We start from the raw sequence: 19,683 nt of genomic DNA on the forward strand, positions 1-19,683 counted from the left end.
TCCCCTGTTCAGCCTTTACGGCTTCAGCCTGCGGGCGGCTCTCTCCTGCTCCTTGCGCGCCTTCTCCTCCTCTTCCAATTGCAGCATCATCGAGGCGTACATAAACCGTTTCACATTCTCATCTTTGTTGTACACCTCATCCGGCGGCAGGTGATGGCGTTGGAAGATCAGATGCAGCAAGAAGGCTTCTCCGCCCGCTTTGATCAGTTTTTTATTTCATCTTCATCGCTGTCAAAACCGCTAATCTCCAAAATTTCTGCGGACAGCTTGGCGATCTCACCGGCCAGCAGCAACCCGAGGATTGCCTCGGTTGGCGTCCCGTATTTCTCAACCAACTCCTTGGCGGACCAATCCGGGATCAGGCACGCTTTCTGAATGACCAGGGCACCGAACTGCTCATCGTCGAGCACTTTTTCCCGCTTGGGCCCTTTTCCGGTGAAGTGGGTGCACTGCTCCTGGATTCTATGAATCGTTTTGCCGTCCAGTGCCTGAATTTGAAAATCCACGCCCAGCCGTTTCATCGGAACGTCCTTTTTCGGTTTACTGTCCGCCCCAAGCAAAGCTTGAAGCACATTGTTTTGTCGGTTATCCGTAATCGCCATCGATCTTCATCTCCCTTAATAAATGGTGTACACTTCGCAACGGAGAAGGTAAGCTGAGAACCCGGAGTCAGGTTCGCATTTACCGGGTTCCCGCCTTCCTGCCCTTCGCCCGTTATTCCGCGACGAGTTTATCCAACAATTCGTAGCCGGTAAAATTAAAAGGCAGCTCTTCCTCCACGATGGAGCCGACTTCAAAGTGCATCAGCGGGATTTTATCAAATGTAACCCCTTTCAGACGGACCCGGTAAGCTCCGTAGGACTCCGGATCCTCCAGCTTCAAGATCAGCTCCGTCGTAAATGCACCTTGTTTGTCATCGGCGATTTGTCCGATGAGCTCGACGAATTCGGAGGTTACTTTATATCCGGTAATCGTCCCAGATCCGCTGAGTCCGGTCACTTTATGCGCCGTCCAGCGCGTACCGGATCGTTTAATTTCCTCCTTGGTGATTTCCACGTTGGCTTCGGCCGATTTGACGTTGGTCAACCAGCGGCCATCGTAATACACATATCCGAAAGTTCCATTGATCACTCGGGTTGAATCCAGCACTGATACCCCTCCTAATGAGATATTGAATTCCTCTTCTTCCTACACCTTAATCGTCAGGAAAATCCGCTCCATGCTGTCGATCTCCGTAAAGGCGATCAGCAAATACACGGTGTCGCCTTCCGATTGCCGGTCCGGATCCAGAGTTACCGCGATATCCGTCAGCACGTTGTTTAGCTCCAGCCGTTCCAAATAAGCCTTCACGGCCGAGATCAGCGCAGCCTGCCCATCGGCGTTGTTATCCAGCTTACCGATATAGGCATCGGCGGCCGCCTTCGTTATATCGGTGGAGATCGCTTGACGCGCCCGCATGGCGCGAACCTTCTTCCGGCTCGTGACCAAGCCTTGTTCCACCTTAACCTTCTCACCGTCATGAACCAGCACAAGCGACCCTTTCTGCAAGGCGGCGTTGATCTCCGTATTCCGCAGCCGTTTGGCCACGTCGTTGGCATACACCGGAGCATACGTAATCGATTTGTTGATTCCGGTCCCGGCGATTAATCCGGCAATATAAGGGGCGTAACGGGCAGAACTGTATACCGTTCCTTCGATATTGACGCCGCTGATTAAATTCACGGCATAATCGTCTGCCAAGTCCACGCTGCGTTGATTGCCTTTCGCAGGATCCAGATCGTCTTCGGCTTTTCCGCCGAACACCGTCAGGAAGTGTTTGCCTTCATCGTCGCGGCTGTCCGCGCACCATTTCAGCGTCGCCTTCTGCTCACTGGCAGGAACTTCGCCTGGAAAAACAAATACGTTAAAATGCCGGGTGCTAAATACGTCGCGAATCGCGGTGAAATCGGCAGCGGCCGGATCCCCTCCGCCGCTCGATACAGGCACCGTATAAACGAGCACCTCTTTCGCCCCTCCCAAGAGGGCTAGGCGAATCGGTTCCACAAACGCATCGCCGAACCATTGGGCTGCTTCGGATTCTTTTTCCACTGTAAAAAATTGGCCTGCGCCAGCTCCCTCATACTGGAACAACGGCAATGCCACCGTTCCCCGGGCGCCCCCTTTGATTTGTGCCGCGGCCGCCTCCACGAAATTGATGTACAAGCCAGGCCGTACCGGCAAGCTGGTTGTATCCCATGTTCCACCCATGACCTCATGCCACCTTTCAGTTGTTTGTCGTGCGAAATTCCATATGTTTGATTTTGTCTTGCGACCGGAAACGAATGGGTTCACGCGATTGAACCAGCAGCGTACCCTGGCATTTCCGCAAGCCATTCTCTAGCGATTCGGCGGAGGTTATCGTAAATGAGTCCACCCGGATCGGTTTCGTCCCGGCACTTGCTCCTTCGTCTGAATTCGTACTTTCGTTCATCACGTATCGACTGAGCGACTCCATCTCATATAACGCCGTTTCCGCCGTGCTCGCATAATACCCGATCGCATATTGGCGTTCGAGCAGCGTATGGCTTCTCGAATCGCTTCTGCGGACTTCCTGCTTCAGCAATACTACAAATTCCCCGGCTACAGGTTCGGCAGGCTCCTGGAACCAATGAACCGCGGAGTCTGGGAACCTTCTCGTGATCAACTCCGTTAAACCGCCGACCTCCTCGGCCAATAGCACGTCACGATCCCTCCCTTGGGCCGAAACCCTTCTGCCGCTTCCAGATTACTTTTATAAACTCATCCCCCGTTTCTTCGCTTTGTGATCACTTCAGCTGACCATTCGGCCGCATTACGGATTATAGGGGGTTCCTCGACACGCCGAATAGGATGAAATTTCTTCACCTGGGGGTGAAGATAAATCATCCTGTTGCGGGGAAACGATCGTTTGTTATACTGGACTTACTTGTAAACTTCTGTAAGAGGAGGCTGGGAAATGGAGCCGATCCGTGTCATGCTGGTGGAAGACGATCCCTTCTGGAGGGATCATATCAGTGCGGATTTAAGCGATGAGCCAGACATTGAGGTGGTTGCCGTGGCGGCCACAAAGGAAGAAGCGCTTGAAGCCGCAGGTCGACGGAAGATCGACGTGGTGCTGATGGACATCAATTTGACGGGTAACCAGCTGGACGGCCTTGAAGCAGCGGAGCGGATATTGCGGCTTCCCTTGCAGGATTCGGTAAAGATCATTATGTTGACCTCCATCACGGAAGCGGAAGTCATCATGAAATCGTTCCGCCTCGGCGCCATCAATTACATCAATAAGGCGAGTTATCAAGATATCCTGCAAGCGATCCGCGAAGCCCAGATCGGACGCGCCTCCATCCATTCGGACGCCGCAGGGATTATGCGCAGCGAGATGCAGCTGATGGAGTTATCGGCAACGGAACGCGAGGTGTTCGACCTGCGCCAGAACGGCCTTAGTAAACGGGAAATTTCCGAACGATTACACAAATCGACCAATACGATTAAATCCCAGCTGCGCAGCATTAAGAATAAACTGACTCATTTCAAGATGGATTAGCCCGATCGGCCCAAGCGCGCAGCTTGCTGGTTGCCTTCAGCCTGCGGGATGGATTGCTCGGCCGATAGCGGATCGCCGGAAAGTGCAGGATGAACGTTGTCCCCTTTCCCGGTTCGCTCGAGACGGTTAACTTGCCTCCATGCTTGCTTAGAACGCTTGAGCAATAGGATAAGCCCAGACCGTAGTTCAAGGCGTTTTTTTTCGTCGTAAAGAAAGGTTCAAAAATCTTGGACATATACTCCTGGGGAATGCCGTTCCCCGTATCGCTGACCTCGATCCGAAAATCTCGGCGTGAGGCCGTCGAACGCAGGGTGATCGTCCCACCGGACGGCATGGCATCCAGAGCGTTACGAATCAGATTGGACAGCGTTTCGCTGAGATGAACGGCATCGCAAACCAACCGACCCTCAGCCCCGTATTCGGCGGACAAGGATACCGGACGATTCTCCACCAGCGTTGCCGCCGACTGGATCACGGAATCCATCAACGAAACAACTTCGTATTCCCCCTCATCAAGGACGATATCTTCGGCTTTATCTTTTATCCGATTCACCATATGCAGCAGATGGCGGGTTAACCCATGAACCTGCTCAATCGTATGGACGGCTTTGCCGGTCTGTCCCGATTGGAGGAGTACACCGCATTTTTCCGCCAAATAGTCGATCTTCTGGATCTCGTTCTTAATCGTATGGTTCAGAATCGATACCCCCATCGTCAGCGTGCGAATGGAATAATCCAGACGTTCCCGTTCGATGCGCAGTTTAATGCCCAGAAACCCGTAACGCACCGTATAGAACAGGATGAGCGATACGGCGCCCAAGATAACGATCACATTGCCATGCCACATGCCGTTGCTTTCCAATTCAAGGCTCCACCACCCCAGCTTTAACGATTCGAAGCCAAGATAATCGCTGGTATACGCCCAGATCATAATGACTGGAAACAGCAGGATTCTTCTCCGGACGCGCCGCAGTTGCACATCTTTTTCACGGCCATAAGCGCGGTAATAGAAGTAGCAGCCCAGAACCACGTAGATCCCGTCCCAATAACGAAATCGCTCCACCTCAAACGTATTCCAGGGTTCAAATCGCAGATGAGCGAGGAGTAAGGCCAGCGCGCCAACAAAACCGATGATCGACAGCCCCTGCTTCAACCGAAGGCGCATCGATTCGTTTAACCATATTCCGCCCATGAAGAACGTAAAGGGAAGGAGATAGAAATGAATGTTCATGGCCACCACGGTGGAGAAATAAAGCCATCGACTTACCGTTTCGGGCAGCCATTCGGCTCCTTGAACGACCGGCATAATGGTCAGATGCATCGCGAAGGCGTAGCTGGCGGCCCCGCCAAGCAGCAGCGTTAAAGCAATCCATAGTTGGCTTCTCCTGCGGTGAAACAAAAAGACGAGGCCCAATGACCAAAGGGATAAAAACATCAGAATATAGAAGATTTTCATGAACCGCAAACTCCTTCGCCTTGACGTTACAAATTTACTATTATTTTTATATTCTTGAATGGATTCCCTATGAAATTAAATAATTCCTGCTATCCTTTTGGCTATTTTTTTATGAGCGACTAGGCCTGTCGGCATAGCAAAAAGAGACTCATTTCTACTCATCAAGTCAAGTAGGAATGAGTCTCTCCTATAGTCCGGAACGCTTAGGACTGTAAGCTAGACGGGTAATAGCGCATCCAGCGCCGGCAGCCTACGCCCCTCGTAATCAAACAACGTCAGGTTGGCCCAGTTATTGTCGTGCCCGACGGACCACTCCGATTTGGCTGGAATCCAGGCCGGCTCCCACCAGTAGAATCCGGTTCCCAATCCGCCCGGCATGTCCCGAATAATCTGGAGAAAATCGCGCAGATAGGCGGCTTGGCCCTCCGGCGAAGCCGGATAACCGGCATGGGTCTGCTCTTTGCTGTTGACGATGGGTTCGGGGATCGGCCCTTTCTGTAATGTCCAGGGATACGCCGTTTCGACCACGTTGATCTCCTTGCCAAACGCGGTCGCCAGCTTGGCGAGATTGGCGCGCAGGTCGTCAAGCGTCCCGTGCCACCAAGGGTAAAATGACAGTCCGATTGTATCGAACGCAACGCCGTACTCCTGGAACCGTTCATAGAAAGCCACGCTGGCAGGCAAATCCCCGCCCCGGTCAATATGAATCATGACGTTGATCGATGGATCGACTGCTTTGGCAGCGGCGGTGCCGGCTTTGACCAACCGGGTAAACTTCTCCCATTGCTCCGGCGTATTGAATTCCCCGTCCACCTTGCCGTCATCCCACAGCATCCCGGGGGTAATTTCATTGCCGATTTGTACCATGTCCGGCAGCGTTCCTTGCGTTTGCAGTGCAATCAGCACCTGCGTAGTGTAATCGCCCACCGCATGAGCCAGTTCGTCAAACGAAAGCTTCTCCCACGCCTTCGGCTTGAACTGCTTGGCAGGGTCCGCCCACCCGTCGGAATAGTGGAAATCCAGGAGAAAATGCAGCCCTAACGCCTTGATCCGTTTCGCCATGAGCAGCGTCCGTTCCAGATTGCAGAACCCGCCGGGCGGTTCGTTCCAGATCCGCAGCCGGATCGAGTTGACTCCGCTGCGCTTTAGGAGGACGAGCAAATCCTCCTTCGCTCCGTCCTCTGCGAACGTCCCCCCGGCAACTTCGATTTCGTCCAGAAACGACACATCCATCCCGTTGATAAATGGCCTTTTCATCACCTTAAACCTCGCGCTTCAAAATCGCGATCCCGTTGACCGGCAGCTCGATTGCGTTACCAACTGTCACGCCGGTTTCGGCATCGGTATAGCTTCTTCCATCCAGCTCTATGCGGGCGGCGCGGCCGGAGAAGTTCTGCACGAAGACGTACTCGTGCGTACCGTCCGTCCGCAGCTGTGCGGTCACGCCCGCCGGCAATTCGGCATCCAGTGCCCGGCGAACGCCGGCATCCTGAACGAGCTTGCCGTAAAGCGCCTCGTAGAAGGCCAGGTCGCTAACGCGGGCGGCCAAATAATACGCTTTGCCTTGGCCCAGCTCGTTGACCGTCAAGACCGGTTTCCCTGCGTAGAAATCGTCACGATATACGCCAAGTACCTTGGCGCCTTCCGCGTGGATATGCTCGCAAAGCTCATGGATTTCATACGTACCGCTGAGGCCTAGCGGATTCCCGTCTCCCAGAATCAGGGCGTTGCGGTCATGGTCATGCAGCCCGTCGATTTCCTCCGCCCATACGCCTAACGTCTTGCGCAGCGGCCCCGGGAATCCGGTCAGATGACAGAGGTCGTTCTCGTCAACGATGCCCGACCAATACGTGACAAACAAGGTTCCTCCGTCCTTCACGAACTGCTCCATCTTGGCTCCGGTTTCTTCCCGCAGCAGATAAGCCATCGGTACGACCAACAGCTTATAGCCGCTGAAGTCGTCAAATGAACCGATGATGTCCGTCGGCACGCCTAGCTCCCACAAGGCGCGATACTGCTGCATGACGGTCTCTTCATAATGGAGGCCCTTGTTCCGAGGTCCCTGCGAATCATTAATCGCCCAGCGGTTATCCCAATCGAACAGGATGGCCGCTTCCGCCGGAACGGTGGTACTCAGCACCTCTGTTAAGCCAGCAAGCGTTTGGCCCAGCGATGCGACATCCTCAAATACGCGCGTATGCTCATGGCCGACATGGTCGATCACGGCGCCGTGGAATTTCTCGCTGGAACCGCGGCTTTTGCGCCATTGGAAATATTGCACCGTATCGGAACCGTGTGCCACCGCCTGCAGGGAGGACAGCTTATGCATGCCCGGACGCTTCAGCTTGCTGACAGGCTGCCAGTTCGTGAGAGACGGGGTGCTCTCCATCAGCATAAACGGCTTTTGCTTCAGCGAACGGAACAAGTCATGGTTAAAGGCAAACCAGGAACCCACGCCGGCGTCGGAATCGGCCTCATGCCACATCGGGTAGGCGTCCCAGGAAATGACGTCCACCGCTTTCGCGAACTCTCGGTAATCCAGCCCGTAGAACAGATCCATCATATTCACGGTGCACGGCAGTTCCGGACTGATCCGCTTCAGCGGTTCAATTTCATGCTTGTAGAAATCGATCGTCTGGTCGGATACGAACCGGCGCCAGTCGAGGTTCTGACCGTGCACCATCATTTCGCCATGCGGGGCCGGGGACTCCACTTGCGACCAGGACGTGTACGTGTGACTCCAGAAGTTCGTCCACCAGGCACGGTTGAGCGCGTCCAGCGAGCCGTATTTCCGCTTAAGCCAATCGCGGAAGGCGTCCTGGCAATAGTCACAGTGGCACTCCCCGCCGTATTCGTTGGACACATGCCAGCCGACCACCGCCGGATGATTGGAATAACGCTCCGCCAAGCGGGTATTCATTTTCGTGACTTTTTCCCGATAGACCGGGGAGGTAAAGCAGTGGTTATGACGCATGCCGTGGAGGTTGCGAACCCGGTTCTTCTCGATACGCAGCACTTCCGGATACTTCTCCGACATCCAGGCCGGGCGGGCACCGCTTGGCGTAGCTAACCAAGCGTAAATGCCGTTCTCGGCAAACGTGTCCAGTACGCGGTCCAGCCACTCAAACCGGTAGACGCCCTCTTCCGGCTCCAGCGAAGCCCAGGAGAAGATCCCGATGGCCATTACATTGCAATGGGCCAGCTTCATCAAGCGGATATCCTCTGCCAGCACCTGCGGATCGTGTTGCCATTGGTCAGGGTTGTAGTCGGCACCGTGCATGAAGACCGGCAATTTGTCGCTAATCGGCGGAAATTTCATCGGTTTTGTGCTCATGGAATCGTCCTCTCCGTTTCATATCTATATTCGGCGTAATCATGAAGGAAAAGGAGGGGACGGGCGTCCCCTCCTTTCACCCTGGCTTGCTTATTTTTGAGTCGCAAGGAATGCGTCGATTTGGCTTTGCAGTTCTTGTTGAATTTTATCCAAACCAGCCGCTTGCAATTGTTTGTTCAGATCCGCTTGGCCCTTCTCCAGATCTTTGATCAGGCCGTACTCCAGCGGAATTGCGTAACGCAACATGACATTACCTACGTTGGCCACTTCATTCTTCACTTTGGAATCGTCAAAGACGAAGGTTTCCAGCGGGAAGTGGTACACTTTGGACTGCCAGTCGGCCAACATTTGATTGCCTTCTTCCGGATAGGAAGAGTCCGTACGGTTCAGCAGCGAGTTCCAGCCCCATACGGAGTAGCCCGACAGGTTGTAGTTGTTGAAGCTTGGTCCCGGGCTGTACTTGTCATCGCCAATCGGCTCGTAATGCTTGCCGGCGATGCCGTACATCGTCAGGTCGTGGATTTCCTTATCGTTTTGCAGCAAATCGATGAGCATCAGCGAACGTTCTACATTTTTGGAAGTCGCATGGAATGCCATCCCGTTTTGCGTGGAAATAGCCCCGATTTTCTTCTTGTCCGGCGTCAAGTCCGCTACGGTAACTTCCATTTCCGGCTTATCGCGGCGGATTTCGCCGACGTTGCTCGAAATGGTCCCCAGGTTTTGCGCATAAGAGGAAGTTTTGCCTGCTTTGATGTCTTGGAAGACGTCGTTTTTGTTGCTCACGATGTTCTTGGACCAGCCGTTGTTATCGGCCAAATCCTTATAATACTTAACCAGTTCAGTGAATTCCGGCGTATCGTATACGTTGAAGACTTTCCCCGTTGCATCGTCCAATTTGTAAGCCAGCGGGAAGTTATAGTCTACCAGGTTCCATTCATTTTGCTGCTCCAGCAAAATCTGATCCAGCTCATGCCATTTCCATCCGTCAGCCGGTTTGGCGCCAAAAGGACTGATTCCTTTCTCGCCCGCGCCAATCGCTTTCAGGTAAGCTGCGTAGGATTCCGGGCTATTGACCGGATCCAGATTGTACTTCTTGCGCAGGTCTTCGCGAACCAATACGACCTTGTCGGTCACTTCCTGGTTGTTGTTCGGCACCATATATTGCTTGCCGTTCACCTTGGATTGATCCCAAGAGGCTTGCGGCATCGCTTCCCAAGTCTTAGGAGCGTACTTCTGCAGCATCTCGTCCGTCAACTCCAGGAAACCGCCCTTTAGCACCTGGTCGTTATAGAAAGCCCAGTTCGCGGTGTAAGCGATGTCAAAATCCTCATTAGCTGCGAATTTCAACGGATATTTCTGGGTCCAGTCGGCCCAATCGAGAAACTCGGTTTCGACGGTTGCGTTGATTTTCTCTTTCAACAGCTTGTTGAGCTCGCCGTAAACGACGTCATAATCCGTCGGCTTACTGCCTACCATCAACAGCTTCAGCGTGACTTCCTGAGACGTGTCGACCGCGCCTTCCGTTGTTGCCGTATTGGTCGCCGCGTTGTTCGGAGCCGCTGCGTCCGGGGTGTTGCCGCTACCCGCGTTATTGTTCCCGCCGCCGCAAGCGGACAGCAAGGTCGTCAACGCCAGTACCATAGCCACAAGAAACGTTGCTTTCTTTTTCAGTTTCATGACCGATGTTCCCCCTAAAATTGTGATAGATGAAAGCTTTGAATGAATGAGAGTTCAAAAGATTCAGGTTTGTATGATTCTTTTGAGCCTCCTCTATGTGATAACCGGGTTGCCCCGAGGTCATCCTTTCACGGCGCCAATCGTTAAGCCTTGCACGAAATAACGTTGGATGAACGGATACACGATCATGATCGGGCCGGTCGCTACGATCGTCATGGCCATCTTCAGGCTCTCCGTCGGGATATCCGAGGAGACGACAGCCCCTGCCGCCATCATGGCCTTGCGCATCCCGTCCATGTTGCCCAGCAAGCGGTACAGGTAGTACTGCAGCGGCATCAGGTCGGATTTGGAGATAAACAAGAGCGCATTATACCAGTCGTTCCAGTATCCCAAGGCGATAAACAACCCGATGGTGGCCAGCGCCGGCTTCGACAGGGGAATCACAAATCGCAGGAAGATCTGGAAGTCGCCCGCCCCGTCGATTTTGGCCGACTCAATGATCGCCTCCGGGATACTGCTCATGAACGATTTCATCACGATAATGTAGAAGACGTTCATCAGCATCGGCAGAATCAGCACGATCAGCGTATCCTTCAGATCGAGATAATTGACAATCAGCAGGTACCACGGCACGAGCCCGCCACTGAACAGCGTGGTGAAGAAGAAGAAAAACGAGAAGTGGCTGCGCCATTTAAAATCCTTGCGTGCCAGTACATAAGCCGTCATCGAGGTGAGGAACAACCCGAACAGCGTACCCAGCAAAGTGACGGAAATCGTGATGCCGTACGCCTTCAGCATTTCCTGCGGATACTTGAACAGGATGCCGTAAGCTTCCAGCGAGAACGCGGTTGGGATGAGTTGGAACCCATTCTCGATGATTTTGCTCTCCTCCGTCAGGGAAGAGGAAATGACCAAGATGAAAGGAAAGAGACAGAAAACCGCCAGCAAAGTGAGTGCAACATATCCAATTATCTGCAGCAGCAGTCGGTCCATCGATTTGCGTTTACGGGCCTCCGGCTTAGCGGCCGGTTGCAAGTTTGGTGCCATAATACTCATAAGCGTTAACCTCCACTCGTTTCAATCGTGTCGATTCATCCGATTGCTCTTACACACCTAGAACAAAGCGCGGTCCTTGTCGTATTTGCGTACGGCATAGTTCGCCAGCATAATGGTCGCGAAGCCCAGAATGGACTGGTAAAATCCCGCCGCGGCGGACATCCCGATCTCGTTCGAGGTCGTGAGCATCCGGAACACGAAGGTGTCGATGACATCGGTCGAGGAGAACAATAAGCCGTTGTTGCCAACCATGTTATAGAACATTCCGAAATCCCCGCGGAAAATATTCCCGATGGCCAGCAGCACTAAAATGATCACCGTCGGATAGAGGTTCGGAATCGTGATTTTGCGAATCCGTTGGAATACATTGGCGCCGTCGATTTCGGCGGCTTCATACATCTCGGTATCAATGCTCGTGATGGCTGCCAAGTACATGATCGTCCCGTAGCCAAGCGTTTTCCATGCCGATACCACGACGAGGATCACCGGCCAATAGGCGGCCGTGTTGTAAATGTCGATCGATTCCAGCCCGATCGCGTTCAGCAGGACATTAATCGTACCGTAATCGAAGTTAAACAGGTTATAGGCGATCGCGCCAACGACAACCCAGGAGATGAAGTACGGCAGGAACATCACCGTCTGCGTAATTTTGCGGAACCATTTCCCGGCCACCTCGAACAGCAGAATCGCCGCAAAAATTTGAACCACGTTATTAACCACGATAAACGCGATATTATATAAAGCCGTATTGCGAGTTACCCGCCAAGCATCTCCGGAATCGAAGAAAAACCGGAAGTTATCGAGCCCGTTCCACGGGCTTCCGAACACCCCGCCCGTATAGTTGTATTGTTTGAATGCCAGGACGATCCCCGCCATCGGCACATAGGCAAATAGCAGGAAGAACAGGACGGCCGGCGTCAGCATGAGCAGCAGAACTTTATATTTCTTTACGTCGTTCCAAAATCCGCTTTGCTTCATGTTTCGAACTCCCCTCTTGGTTGTCTCTATATTCTTCAGTATAGTGGAGAGCGCTTTCGACCGGGATTCAGCGAAACAACAAAAACCAATACAAATTCCACGATGACGAAGTTTGCCGAAATAGAAAAAACCTGCCTCCGCAAAATACCGGCGAGGGCGAGGTCGGTGAAGTTTGATGAACATGTTTATATTTTGTTCGTTTTCCGGTACTCCCCGGGCGTCATCCCGGTCGCCTGCTTAAACTGCCGGTTAAAGTAAATGATGTTCTTGTAGCCCATCCGCTCGGCGATTTCGTAAATTTTCAACGTCGGATCGGTCAGCAACTCGCAGACGCGTTTCGTTTTGAGCTCGTTGAGATAGTCCGTGAAATGACGGCCGGTTTCTTCCTTAAACAAGTATCCCAGATAGTTGGGCGTGAAATCGAAATGGGCAGCGACATCCTTTAACGTCATTTTTTGCTCGAGATTATTTTCGACATACACCATGATCTCCTGGATCAACTTGCGTTTCTGCTTCTGCTTCTTCACGTACAACAGCTCGGACAATTCGAAGAACCGCTTTCGCAGCCAGGACGTAATATCATGGATCGTCTCGAACTGGAACAGCAGCACCGGCTGGTGCGAATCCCATTTCAAGAGCTCATACAAGTTCTCATTGATTTCGCGCAGATCGGCATGCAGCTGAGTCGTGATCCGGATGATCAAATCGTAAACATCGTTCTTCTGGGCCAGCGGAGAACCTTGGTAGAACAGCTCCAGCAAGCAGTCGTCGATCGTGACGAGGTCATATTGCAAAATCGCCTTCAGCATCCGTTCAAGGATCTCGTCCGTCCGAGCCCCGGCAAAGCGGCTTTCGCCCGGGTGCACCCGGCTTTCGCGAATCAGCCGATCCTTGCCGACCAGCCATTTGGCGCTGAGCGCCGCCTGAGCCTGACGATAGGAGGCTCGCAGCCCCTCTTCGTCCCATGCGAAACCTCCGACCCCAACCGTCACGGAGAACGGGGAGATCCCCCGAACCGCACGAATTAACTCCTCCAGCAGTTCTAGAAACGCCGTTTCCGGTACGGACGCGAGCAGGACAAACCGTGTCGGTTGGCTGACGATGAACGTGCCCAACTTCATTTCCTTGGTAAAATGCTGGATGAACGCCATGACCTTCTGTATTTGCTTACGCCGTTCCTCCTCCGGCAAATCGCCGGTCTTCCACTCCAGATCGTCGATCTCCACGAGAGCCGCCGCCGTACCGGTTTGGAAAAGCGTTTGCAGAAATCCGCGAATATGTCCCTCCACCTGCTCGGGAGAAATTTCATTCAACCAGCGTAGCAGCAACTCCTCATTCACGAGCGTAAGCGCCTCCGTAAACGTGCGGTCCTGATCCCGTTCAAGTTCGATCGCGGCGCACAGCTCGCCAAGCATTTTATAGAGCTCCTGATCTTCTACAGGCTTAAGCAAATACCCCGACGCGCTGATCTTGATCGCCTCTTTGGCGTATTCAAAATCCTCATGGCCGCTGATGAACACAATTTTAACCCCCGGGTGAATCTCCTTGGCTTTTCGGGCGAACTCGATTCCCGACATAATCGGCATGCGGATATCGGACAGAATCAGATCGATCCGCTCCTGCTCCATTGCTTTGAGCGCATTAAAGCCGTTATTCGCTGTAGCCGCCACATGCAGATTCAATCCGCTGCCCAGCACCCTGCGGCGCAGCCACTCAAGATCCACTGCCTCGTCGTCGACAAGTAATACGTTGATATTCATGGCCGTCATTCCTTCTGGTATTTTTGCTCCTTAACTCGAGCATACTTGTCGTTCTTTGCCCTGAACATAGCGGTTTGCAATGAAAACCTATACAAATTCACCGATTTCCTGTCTGGAATCGCCCGATTCTACAAAGTTATTCCATGGATGGAGGCTCTCCGGGGTTCGCCGGAAGAACGATTTGAACCGTCGTCCCGCCGCCGTAGATGCTGGCGATGCGAATCCCGTACTTGTCGCCGTAGCGGAGCTTGATCCGTTCGTTGACGTTCTTCACCCCGTATCCGCCGGATTGGCTCGGACCGATAAGCAGTCGCTGCACCGTTTCCGGTTTCATGCCGATACCGTTGTCGATCACTTTCAGTTCCAGGTTATCGCCTTGCCGTCTCCCCGTAATGACGATCGCGATGGATTCGCCAAACCAGGCGTGTTTAAACGTATTTTCCACGAACGGCTGCAGGATGAGCTTCATCACCTGCACCTGCAGAACCTCCGGATCTACGTCCATGTAGACGGAAAAAGCGCCGGCGTATTTCACCCGCTGAATGTCCAGATAGGTCTCCACCTGCATCAATTCATTCTCCAGCGGCGTAAATACGTTTCCTTGATTCAAAGTCAGCCGGTAAAACCGCGATAGGCCCTGAACCATGTCCGTCACTTTGGCTGTTTCGCCCAGGTTGGCCAGGCTGCTGATCGTCGACAGCGTATTATACAGAAAATGCGGATTGATTTGAGCCTGAAGCGCCTCCAGCTCGGCCTGTTTCTTCTGGATTCCCTGCACGTACACGCTGTTGATCAGCCCCTGGATATTGGCGGCCATGACGTTAAACGCGTCGGCGATATGCACGAATTCGTCATTCCCCGAGAAGCGAATCCGCTTCTGAAAGTTGCCTTCCTGAAACGAGCGGACGAGCCAAACAATCCGCTTCATCTTCCGGCCGGACAACCGGGCCACAATATACCCGATAAACGCCATGCCGATGAAGCTGATCCCGCATACGGTTATAATCACGCGCTGCAGCCTGCCGGCATCTTTGGTCAGGTACGCTTTTGGAACCAGCGCTTCAATGACAAAATCAGAGCCTGGAATCGGTTCGTGCAGGCTTAAATAGTCGTCATGCTGAGCCCCCATTTCAGCGTTGCCCCGTTGGTAGAGCAGGGTGCCGTCCGACGCAACGTCAATTAACCGCACGGTGATTCCCTGCTCGACGGGAAAGGTAGAGAAGTCGCCAAATAAGTCATCTAGGGAAGCGGTGATTCGAACGTAACCGATCACGGTCATGTTGCCGCTGTACGAAACCAGCCGGCGGATGTGGGAAATGTTCCCGAGCCGCTGATCGGTGTCGATCTGTAACCAGATGTTGTCTCGTTCGGAATCCTTGAACTCTTTATACCAGGCGCTATCCTTGATATCCTCAAACGGCAGGATGTAATAATCGCTGTCCTTGATCGGCTCTTCCAAATTATCGCCCGACACGATGTTGAGCTCGCTGTTCAGCGTATAGAGCATCAGCCGGATATCGTTCCCAAACAACTTAAGTGGAGCGGTGATTTCCGGAACAATCTCGTCGAGCATCACGAGATAAATGTCATAGGGTTCGCCTTTAGCCTGCAGCGCTCGCTGAAAAGCCAAATCGCTGAATAAAGTGTCCGACATCCGCTGGATTTCGTCCATCTGGTAACGGATGTTGTTCCGAGCCTGCTCCATGCCGGTACGGATGTTCGTCTCGGCCATCTCCGTCCGGGACTGGATCAGCATCGTGTACGATACGTAGCCGATGATGGCGTCCGTCAACAGTACAAGCAGCAAGTAGGGAATCAACATTTTGTAAGTGAAAGGAATGTATTTTTTCATCGGATCGCCAGGCTTCCTCATCTTTTTAATCGCTTACACTAAACCACATACTCATCATATCGGCCCTTGTCCGGAAAATAAACAGCAAAAAAATAACCAATCTGGGTCGATGGCCTACTCTTGGCCAACCCAAATTGGTTTATAGGGTGTTCCTTATAAAACCTCGGCGTTCTTTACGGCATGTTCCCAGCTGGGAAAATAAAACAAAGCGTTGCGCATTAACTCCGGATCGTTTTGCTTGACCTGCTTTTTGCTTAGCGAAACCCCATCACTCTGCAACCTTTTGATTCGGCGGACAACTTCATCCGCTCCTAGAGTAGCATCCATACAGCTTTGCTCCTTCCGTATCAAGTTGTTTATAGGTTTTCTAGTTAACACCCAATATATACCTCGTTTTCTATTTTATTTCCATAGTTGGCCGTATCCACCGATCACAACGTGACTCCGTTACCGGAACGGGGGAGATTTCCGCCCTTTCCGGTTAGGAAGGCCCGAATCGCCTGCCGATTGGCGTAAGCCATCACCAACAGGTTCACCAGCCATACGCCCCAAATGGCTAGAGGGTAGCCCGCAGCCAAAAGATAGATCGACAATAACGCCATCCCCGCCACAACCTGGAGCCCGTCGGCTTCCCGCGATGCATATTTGCCCTTTTTATAGAAGAAAAATGCCGCGAGCAACACCGCCAGAATGACCGCGTAGGCCAACGCCGCCTCAAATCGGGTTAACGCGCTCCAAACGCCGAAGGTTACCGCGATCGCCTTACCTCCCTTGAATTTGAGGAACGGAGAAAAGGCGTGGCCCAGAATCGGCGCGGCGGCGACGATGGTCATCCCATAATCCAGCCCCAGCATTCCCGATTCCACCAGAAACACCAGAGGCACATACCCCTTTAGGAAATCCAGCAGAATTCCCGCCAAACCCCAGCGGTAACCGGCGGCTCGCCATAAATTAAACGCCCCCGGATTGCCGTCCCCAACATGCTTCAAATCCTTCCGGACCAACTTTCCTAGCCAATAAGAGAACATCAACGCCCCACACAAGAACTCGGCGACAGCCAGCCAGAGGATCATCGGTCTCCCCTGCTTCCGACCTGCACGTCCCGGCCTTTCCAGGTGACCGATCCGCGAAACGTCACCTGATAAGCTGAATAGATGAGCACCACCAGGAAAAATAACGTGGACAACACATGTATCAGGGGCATGAATTTGCCGAATTTCCCGACATCACGCACCAGGAAATAAAGCTGCGCTGCATACAGCAAATATCCGATCAGCACTGGATAAAGCCATGACGTATTCCAAAGGAATAACGCGCCTTCGGAAGCGATCAACCCGATTAGCCACGCGGCAACCAGCAGCGTGGTAGCGGGCCGCAGCTTGGCGGTGCTCAACACAGCACCTTTGCCAAACCCCTCCAACTCGCTGCGAATCCCGTTCGGGTACATGCGGAAGGAGACGAGGCCGCCGCCGAGAAAATTGGACACGGGGATCCCCGCCGCCCGGAATTTGGCGCCGAGGTTCAAATCGTCCAACAGCTCCGAACGGATGCTGTCATGGCCCTGGATCGTCTCGTAATCGCGGCGCGTCGTCACGATACAGGAGCCATACAGCCCCTTGTTCGGGCTGTTTCGTTCAAACGGCGAAGTAAATGCAAATACGCCCAGGACGTTAGTGATTAACGCCAGGCGTTCGTAAAACTTCTCCGTCACATGAAACGGCACCGCGGAAATGACGCCTCCCGCCTCGGCCCGTGCCCGCAGCAACGACTCTAGGCCTCGGGGTGCCAGGCGGACGTCGGCGTCCAAGAAGGCGATCACGTCGCCAGTCGATTGCCGATACCCGTTCCAAACCGCCCAGGTCTTCCCCGTCCAGCCGGGAGGCAGAGGCTCGTTCTGGATCACGTGTACCCCGTAACTCGTGGCAATGTCATAGGTTTCATCCTCAGAAAAATCGTCCACCACGATAATCTCATGGGGCGGACAGGTCTGCTGCTGTAACGAACCTAGCAACTGCGGCAAATTCCCGGCTTCGTTCCGCGCCGGGATGATGACCGACACCTTTTCACCGCCGCAATACGACGCTTCCTGTCTGGGAAGCACGACTCTCCGAAACAGCATCCATCCCGCAATCCACCCGATTGCCAATACGATCCAAACTCCCATCGCTGCCCCACCTCTCCGTTTACCGGAAATAAAGTGAAATCACGTATATGAGTATTCTATGTCCGTAATAGCATAGATGTCCGAAAAAGTATGAGAGACTACCGCTAGTGTAGTCGACATTCCCAGTTTTTTCAACGAATCCGGGCAATAAATTCTACATGGGTTCTCCATACTTTCCACACAATTGCTCTGTAGAATGGGTTGTGAATCAAATAACTTACTTGGAGGAAACGAAACATGAGCATGACGCACTACATGTCTTTGCTGGCGGATAACCAGCCGTGGAACTTGATTTTATTCATGGCGATCCCCGTTATCTTTGCAGAGACGATCACCGTCACCGAATTTATCATCTTGTTTAACCGGGGGCGGCAGGGCGGCCTCAACACCTTCAATAAAATCTGCAGCATCTTGGCAGGGCTTTATTTTACCGGCATTTTCCTCTATTTGTTCCCTACGGCGTTCATTCCTTTGACCGTTAACGGCGAATGGCACACCTGGGTAGACGTCGTGGCTGTCGGGTTCTACCTGAGCGGGGCGTTCTTCCTGTTGCCGTTGGCGCTGCTAGAACTTGGCGTCATTGGCCGCAAGCGATCCGAGGACGAGAAGCTAAAGATGCACTTTATCCTCGTCAGCGGATTCCTGATCGTGGCCCATATCGCCATGATCTTCGGGATGGTCAATCCGGAAATCGTCGGCGGGATGGCTGGGATGTCCCATTAAGCAAGCGAAGCCCCTTCCGGATGGAAGGGGCTTTTTATTTGCATCTGATGTTGAATTTCCTAACCCTATGATTTTATGATAACGTGCTAAAGATGTCGTCCAGCGGAATATCCGCCACCGCCATCACTTCGTCCGCCGCCCCATAGTACATGCGGACGGTATCCCCGACCAGCAGCGCACCGCAGGAGAACACGACCCCGCCGAAAAATCCGTTCACCTCATAATCCGCTTCCGGCTCGATAAACGGCCGAACCGATCGCCCGATGACTTTTCCCGGATCTTCCAAATCAAGCAGTACCGCCCCCATACAATAACGATGGTTGGTATCCGCCCCGTGGTACAGCGCCAGCCAACCGCGCTCCGTGCGGATCGGAACCGCGCCGCCGCCCATTCGCGCCGAATCCCAGCCTTGCTCGCTTAGGCCCATCAGAAAGCGGTGATTGCCCCAATGCAAGAGGTCCGGAGATTCGGCGATCCACATTTCGGGGGCGCCGAACGATTTCGGAACCGGACGGTGCAGCGCATAATATTTCCCGCCTATTTTTTCCGGGAACAACATGACGTCTTTATTCTCGGGAGCCAGCATTAGCCCGTGCCGTTTGAACGTGCGGAAGTCCTTCGTTTCCACTAAGCCTGCGCCAACGCCGCGAACGGACGCGGAACTGTAGGTGATGTAATACGTATCCCCGATTTGGGTTACTCGCGGATCTTCCATCCCCCAAGCTTCCAGGGCATTCTCCGGGAACAGGGCCGGCTGCGGATCGATGTCGAAATGAACGCCGTCCCTGCTTCTTGCGACACGGAGATGGGAGAGGGACGTAAGCATGACCACCCGTCCGTCCATCGCGACAAAGCGCGAATCGGAGAAATCGTAACGCGGATCGGTATCTTCATAACGCTCCACGATCACCTCGGTACCCGCTTCGTTTAACCGGGGAACAAGCACTTCGCCGGCCCGGACCGAAATCGGCGCTTCCGCGACGCGAAGAAGCAGAATCGTTTCGTCTTCGTATTGGGCAACACCGGCGTTAAATGCCCCCAACACTTTAAAATCAGGGCGCGAGGGCTTAACATCCTCCGCTCGGATCACAGGATTTTGCGCGCAGCGTTTCACATTCATA

The 19,683-nt window shown here is 53.3% G+C and carries 19 protein-coding genes; 2 read left to right on the forward strand and 17 right to left on the reverse strand.

The features are described from left to right. Nucleotides 1–15 precede the first annotated feature (15 nt). The 5 genes from IM700_RS14295 to IM700_RS14315 all read right to left on the reverse strand — a co-directional run bounded on the left by IM700_RS14295 (nt 16) and on the right by IM700_RS14315 (nt 2,719). Nucleotides 16–180, reverse strand: a complete 165-nt coding sequence (locus tag IM700_RS14295; protein ID WP_204801157.1) for a hypothetical protein — start codon at nt 178–180, stop codon at nt 16–18. 23 nt (nt 181–203) lie between these two features. Beyond that, nucleotides 204–602, reverse strand: a complete 399-nt coding sequence (locus IM700_RS14300; protein WP_193417745.1) for a phage tail assembly chaperone — start codon at nt 600–602, stop codon at nt 204–206. A 112-nt stretch (nt 603–714) separates the two neighbouring features. Continuing rightward, nucleotides 715–1,149 (reverse strand): phage tail tube protein, encoded by a 435-nt coding sequence (locus IM700_RS14305; RefSeq protein WP_059040798.1) that lies wholly within the window; start codon nt 1,147–1,149, stop codon nt 715–717. Between the two features lie 39 nt (nt 1,150–1,188). Beyond that, on the reverse strand, nt 1,189–2,247 hold the full coding sequence (locus IM700_RS14310) for a phage tail sheath subtilisin-like domain-containing protein (protein WP_193417743.1): 1,059 nt from the start codon (nt 2,245–2,247) through the stop codon (nt 1,189–1,191). A gap of 16 nt (nt 2,248–2,263) precedes the next feature. Further along, nucleotides 2,264–2,719: a hypothetical protein gene (locus tag IM700_RS14315; RefSeq protein WP_193417741.1), complete on the reverse strand. Its 456-nt coding sequence runs from the start codon at nt 2,717–2,719 to the stop codon at nt 2,264–2,266. Between the two features lie 255 nt (nt 2,720–2,974). Here IM700_RS14315 and IM700_RS14320 point away from each other — a divergent pair, with 255 nt between their 5' ends. After that, nucleotides 2,975–3,562 carry a response regulator transcription factor gene (locus tag IM700_RS14320; RefSeq protein WP_193417739.1) on the forward strand — a complete coding sequence of 196 codons (588 nt, stop codon included), beginning with the start codon at nt 2,975–2,977 and terminating at the stop codon, nt 3,560–3,562. On the opposite strand, the gene IM700_RS14325 is transcribed toward IM700_RS14320, so the two are convergent. The 11 genes from IM700_RS14325 to IM700_RS14375 all read right to left on the reverse strand — a co-directional run bounded on the left by IM700_RS14325 (nt 3,549) and on the right by IM700_RS14375 (nt 17,839). Next, nucleotides 3,549–5,018 carry a sensor histidine kinase gene (locus tag IM700_RS14325; RefSeq protein ID WP_193417737.1) on the reverse strand — a complete coding sequence of 490 codons (1,470 nt, stop codon included), beginning with the start codon at nt 5,016–5,018 and terminating at the stop codon, nt 3,549–3,551. The two genes, IM700_RS14320 and IM700_RS14325, sit on opposite strands and share 14 nt — an antisense overlap. 216 nt (nt 5,019–5,234) lie before the next feature. Next, the gene (locus IM700_RS14330; RefSeq protein ID WP_193417735.1) at nt 5,235–6,275 is read right to left on the reverse strand and encodes a glycoside hydrolase family 53 protein; all 1,041 of its coding nucleotides are present in this window, start codon (nt 6,273–6,275) and stop codon (nt 5,235–5,237) included. Nucleotides 6,276–6,279: 4 nt separating this feature from the next. Continuing rightward, nucleotides 6,280–8,352, reverse strand: coding sequence for a beta-galactosidase (locus IM700_RS14335; RefSeq protein WP_193417733.1), 2,073 nt, complete (start codon nt 8,350–8,352; stop codon nt 6,280–6,282). A gap of 90 nt (nt 8,353–8,442) precedes the next feature. Then, nucleotides 8,443–10,029, reverse strand: a complete 1,587-nt coding sequence (locus tag IM700_RS14340) for an ABC transporter substrate-binding protein (protein ID WP_193417731.1) — start codon at nt 10,027–10,029, stop codon at nt 8,443–8,445. 120 nt (nt 10,030–10,149) lie between these two features. After that, nucleotides 10,150–11,085 carry a carbohydrate ABC transporter permease gene (locus IM700_RS14345; RefSeq protein ID WP_418888786.1) on the reverse strand — a complete coding sequence of 312 codons (936 nt, stop codon included), beginning with the start codon at nt 11,083–11,085 and terminating at the stop codon, nt 10,150–10,152. A 57-nt stretch (nt 11,086–11,142) separates the two neighbouring features. After that, on the reverse strand, nt 11,143–12,063 hold the full coding sequence (locus IM700_RS14350) for an ABC transporter permease (protein WP_193417729.1): 921 nt from the start codon (nt 12,061–12,063) through the stop codon (nt 11,143–11,145). 185 nt (nt 12,064–12,248) lie between these two features. Next, entirely contained in the window at nt 12,249–13,823 is a 1,575-nt protein-coding gene (locus IM700_RS14355; RefSeq protein ID WP_193417727.1) for a response regulator, read from the reverse strand. Nucleotides 13,824–13,959: 136 nt separating this feature from the next. Then, the gene (locus IM700_RS14360) at nt 13,960–15,675 is read right to left on the reverse strand and encodes a sensor histidine kinase (protein WP_193417725.1); all 1,716 of its coding nucleotides are present in this window, start codon (nt 15,673–15,675) and stop codon (nt 13,960–13,962) included. 153 nt (nt 15,676–15,828) lie between these two features. Further along, on the reverse strand, nt 15,829–16,002 hold the full coding sequence (locus tag IM700_RS14365; RefSeq protein ID WP_167521272.1) for a hypothetical protein: 174 nt from the start codon (nt 16,000–16,002) through the stop codon (nt 15,829–15,831). 104 nt (nt 16,003–16,106) lie between these two features. After that, nucleotides 16,107–16,748: a glycerol-3-phosphate acyltransferase gene (locus tag IM700_RS14370; RefSeq protein ID WP_193417723.1), complete on the reverse strand. Its 642-nt coding sequence runs from the start codon at nt 16,746–16,748 to the stop codon at nt 16,107–16,109. Further along, a complete protein-coding gene (locus IM700_RS14375; protein WP_193417721.1) occupies nt 16,745–17,839 on the reverse strand; it encodes a glycosyltransferase in 1,095 nt (364 codons plus the stop codon). The genes IM700_RS14370 and IM700_RS14375 overlap by 4 nt, the downstream gene beginning before the upstream one ends. Before the next feature lie 237 nt (nt 17,840–18,076). Between IM700_RS14375 and IM700_RS14380 the strand changes: the two genes are divergently transcribed. Continuing rightward, the gene (locus IM700_RS14380) at nt 18,077–18,562 is read left to right on the forward strand and encodes a DUF6803 family protein (protein ID WP_193417719.1); all 486 of its coding nucleotides are present in this window, start codon (nt 18,077–18,079) and stop codon (nt 18,560–18,562) included. Between the two features lie 73 nt (nt 18,563–18,635). Here IM700_RS14380 and IM700_RS14385 read toward each other — a convergent pair whose 3' ends face one another. Then, nucleotides 18,636–19,682 (reverse strand): glycoside hydrolase family 130 protein, encoded by a 1,047-nt coding sequence (locus tag IM700_RS14385; protein WP_193417717.1) that lies wholly within the window; start codon nt 19,680–19,682, stop codon nt 18,636–18,638. Nucleotide 19,683 lies beyond the last annotated feature (1 nt).

The organism is Paenibacillus rhizolycopersici, from assembly GCF_014947195.2.
GTDB classification, from domain to species: Bacteria; Bacillota; Bacilli; order Paenibacillales; family Paenibacillaceae; genus Fontibacillus; species Fontibacillus rhizolycopersici.

Coding starts and splice junctions, on each gene's coding strand:
- IM700_RS14300 (WP_193417745.1), bottom strand. CDS start 602: ATGGCGATTACGGATAACCGACAAAACAATGTGCTTCAAGCTTTGCTT.
- IM700_RS14310 (WP_193417743.1), bottom strand. CDS start 2,247: ATGGGTGGAACATGGGATACAACCAGCTTGCCGGTACGGCCTGGCTTG.
- IM700_RS14320 (WP_193417739.1), top strand. CDS start 2,975: ATGGAGCCGATCCGTGTCATGCTGGTGGAAGACGATCCCTTCTGGAGG.
- IM700_RS14325 (WP_193417737.1), bottom strand. CDS start 5,018: ATGAAAATCTTCTATATTCTGATGTTTTTATCCCTTTGGTCATTGGGC.
- IM700_RS14330 (WP_193417735.1), bottom strand. CDS start 6,275: ATGAAAAGGCCATTTATCAACGGGATGGATGTGTCGTTTCTGGACGAA.
- IM700_RS14335 (WP_193417733.1), bottom strand. CDS start 8,352: ATGAGCACAAAACCGATGAAATTTCCGCCGATTAGCGACAAATTGCCG.
- IM700_RS14340 (WP_193417731.1), bottom strand. CDS start 10,029: ATGAAACTGAAAAAGAAAGCAACGTTTCTTGTGGCTATGGTACTGGCG.
- IM700_RS14345 (WP_418888786.1), bottom strand. CDS start 11,085: ATGAGTATTATGGCACCAAACTTGCAACCGGCCGCTAAGCCGGAGGCC.
- IM700_RS14350 (WP_193417729.1), bottom strand. CDS start 12,063: ATGAAGCAAAGCGGATTTTGGAACGACGTAAAGAAATATAAAGTTCTG.
- IM700_RS14355 (WP_193417727.1), bottom strand. CDS start 13,823: ATGAATATCAACGTATTACTTGTCGACGACGAGGCAGTGGATCTTGAG.
- IM700_RS14360 (WP_193417725.1), bottom strand. CDS start 15,675: ATGAAAAAATACATTCCTTTCACTTACAAAATGTTGATTCCCTACTTG.
- IM700_RS14365 (WP_167521272.1), bottom strand. CDS start 16,002: ATGGATGCTACTCTAGGAGCGGATGAAGTTGTCCGCCGAATCAAAAGG.
- IM700_RS14370 (WP_193417723.1), bottom strand. CDS start 16,748: ATGATCCTCTGGCTGGCTGTCGCCGAGTTCTTGTGTGGGGCGTTGATG.
- IM700_RS14375 (WP_193417721.1), bottom strand. CDS start 17,839: ATGGGAGTTTGGATCGTATTGGCAATCGGGTGGATTGCGGGATGGATG.
- IM700_RS14380 (WP_193417719.1), top strand. CDS start 18,077: ATGAGCATGACGCACTACATGTCTTTGCTGGCGGATAACCAGCCGTGG.
- IM700_RS14385 (WP_193417717.1), bottom strand. CDS start 19,682: ATGAATGTGAAACGCTGCGCGCAAAATCCTGTGATCCGAGCGGAGGAT.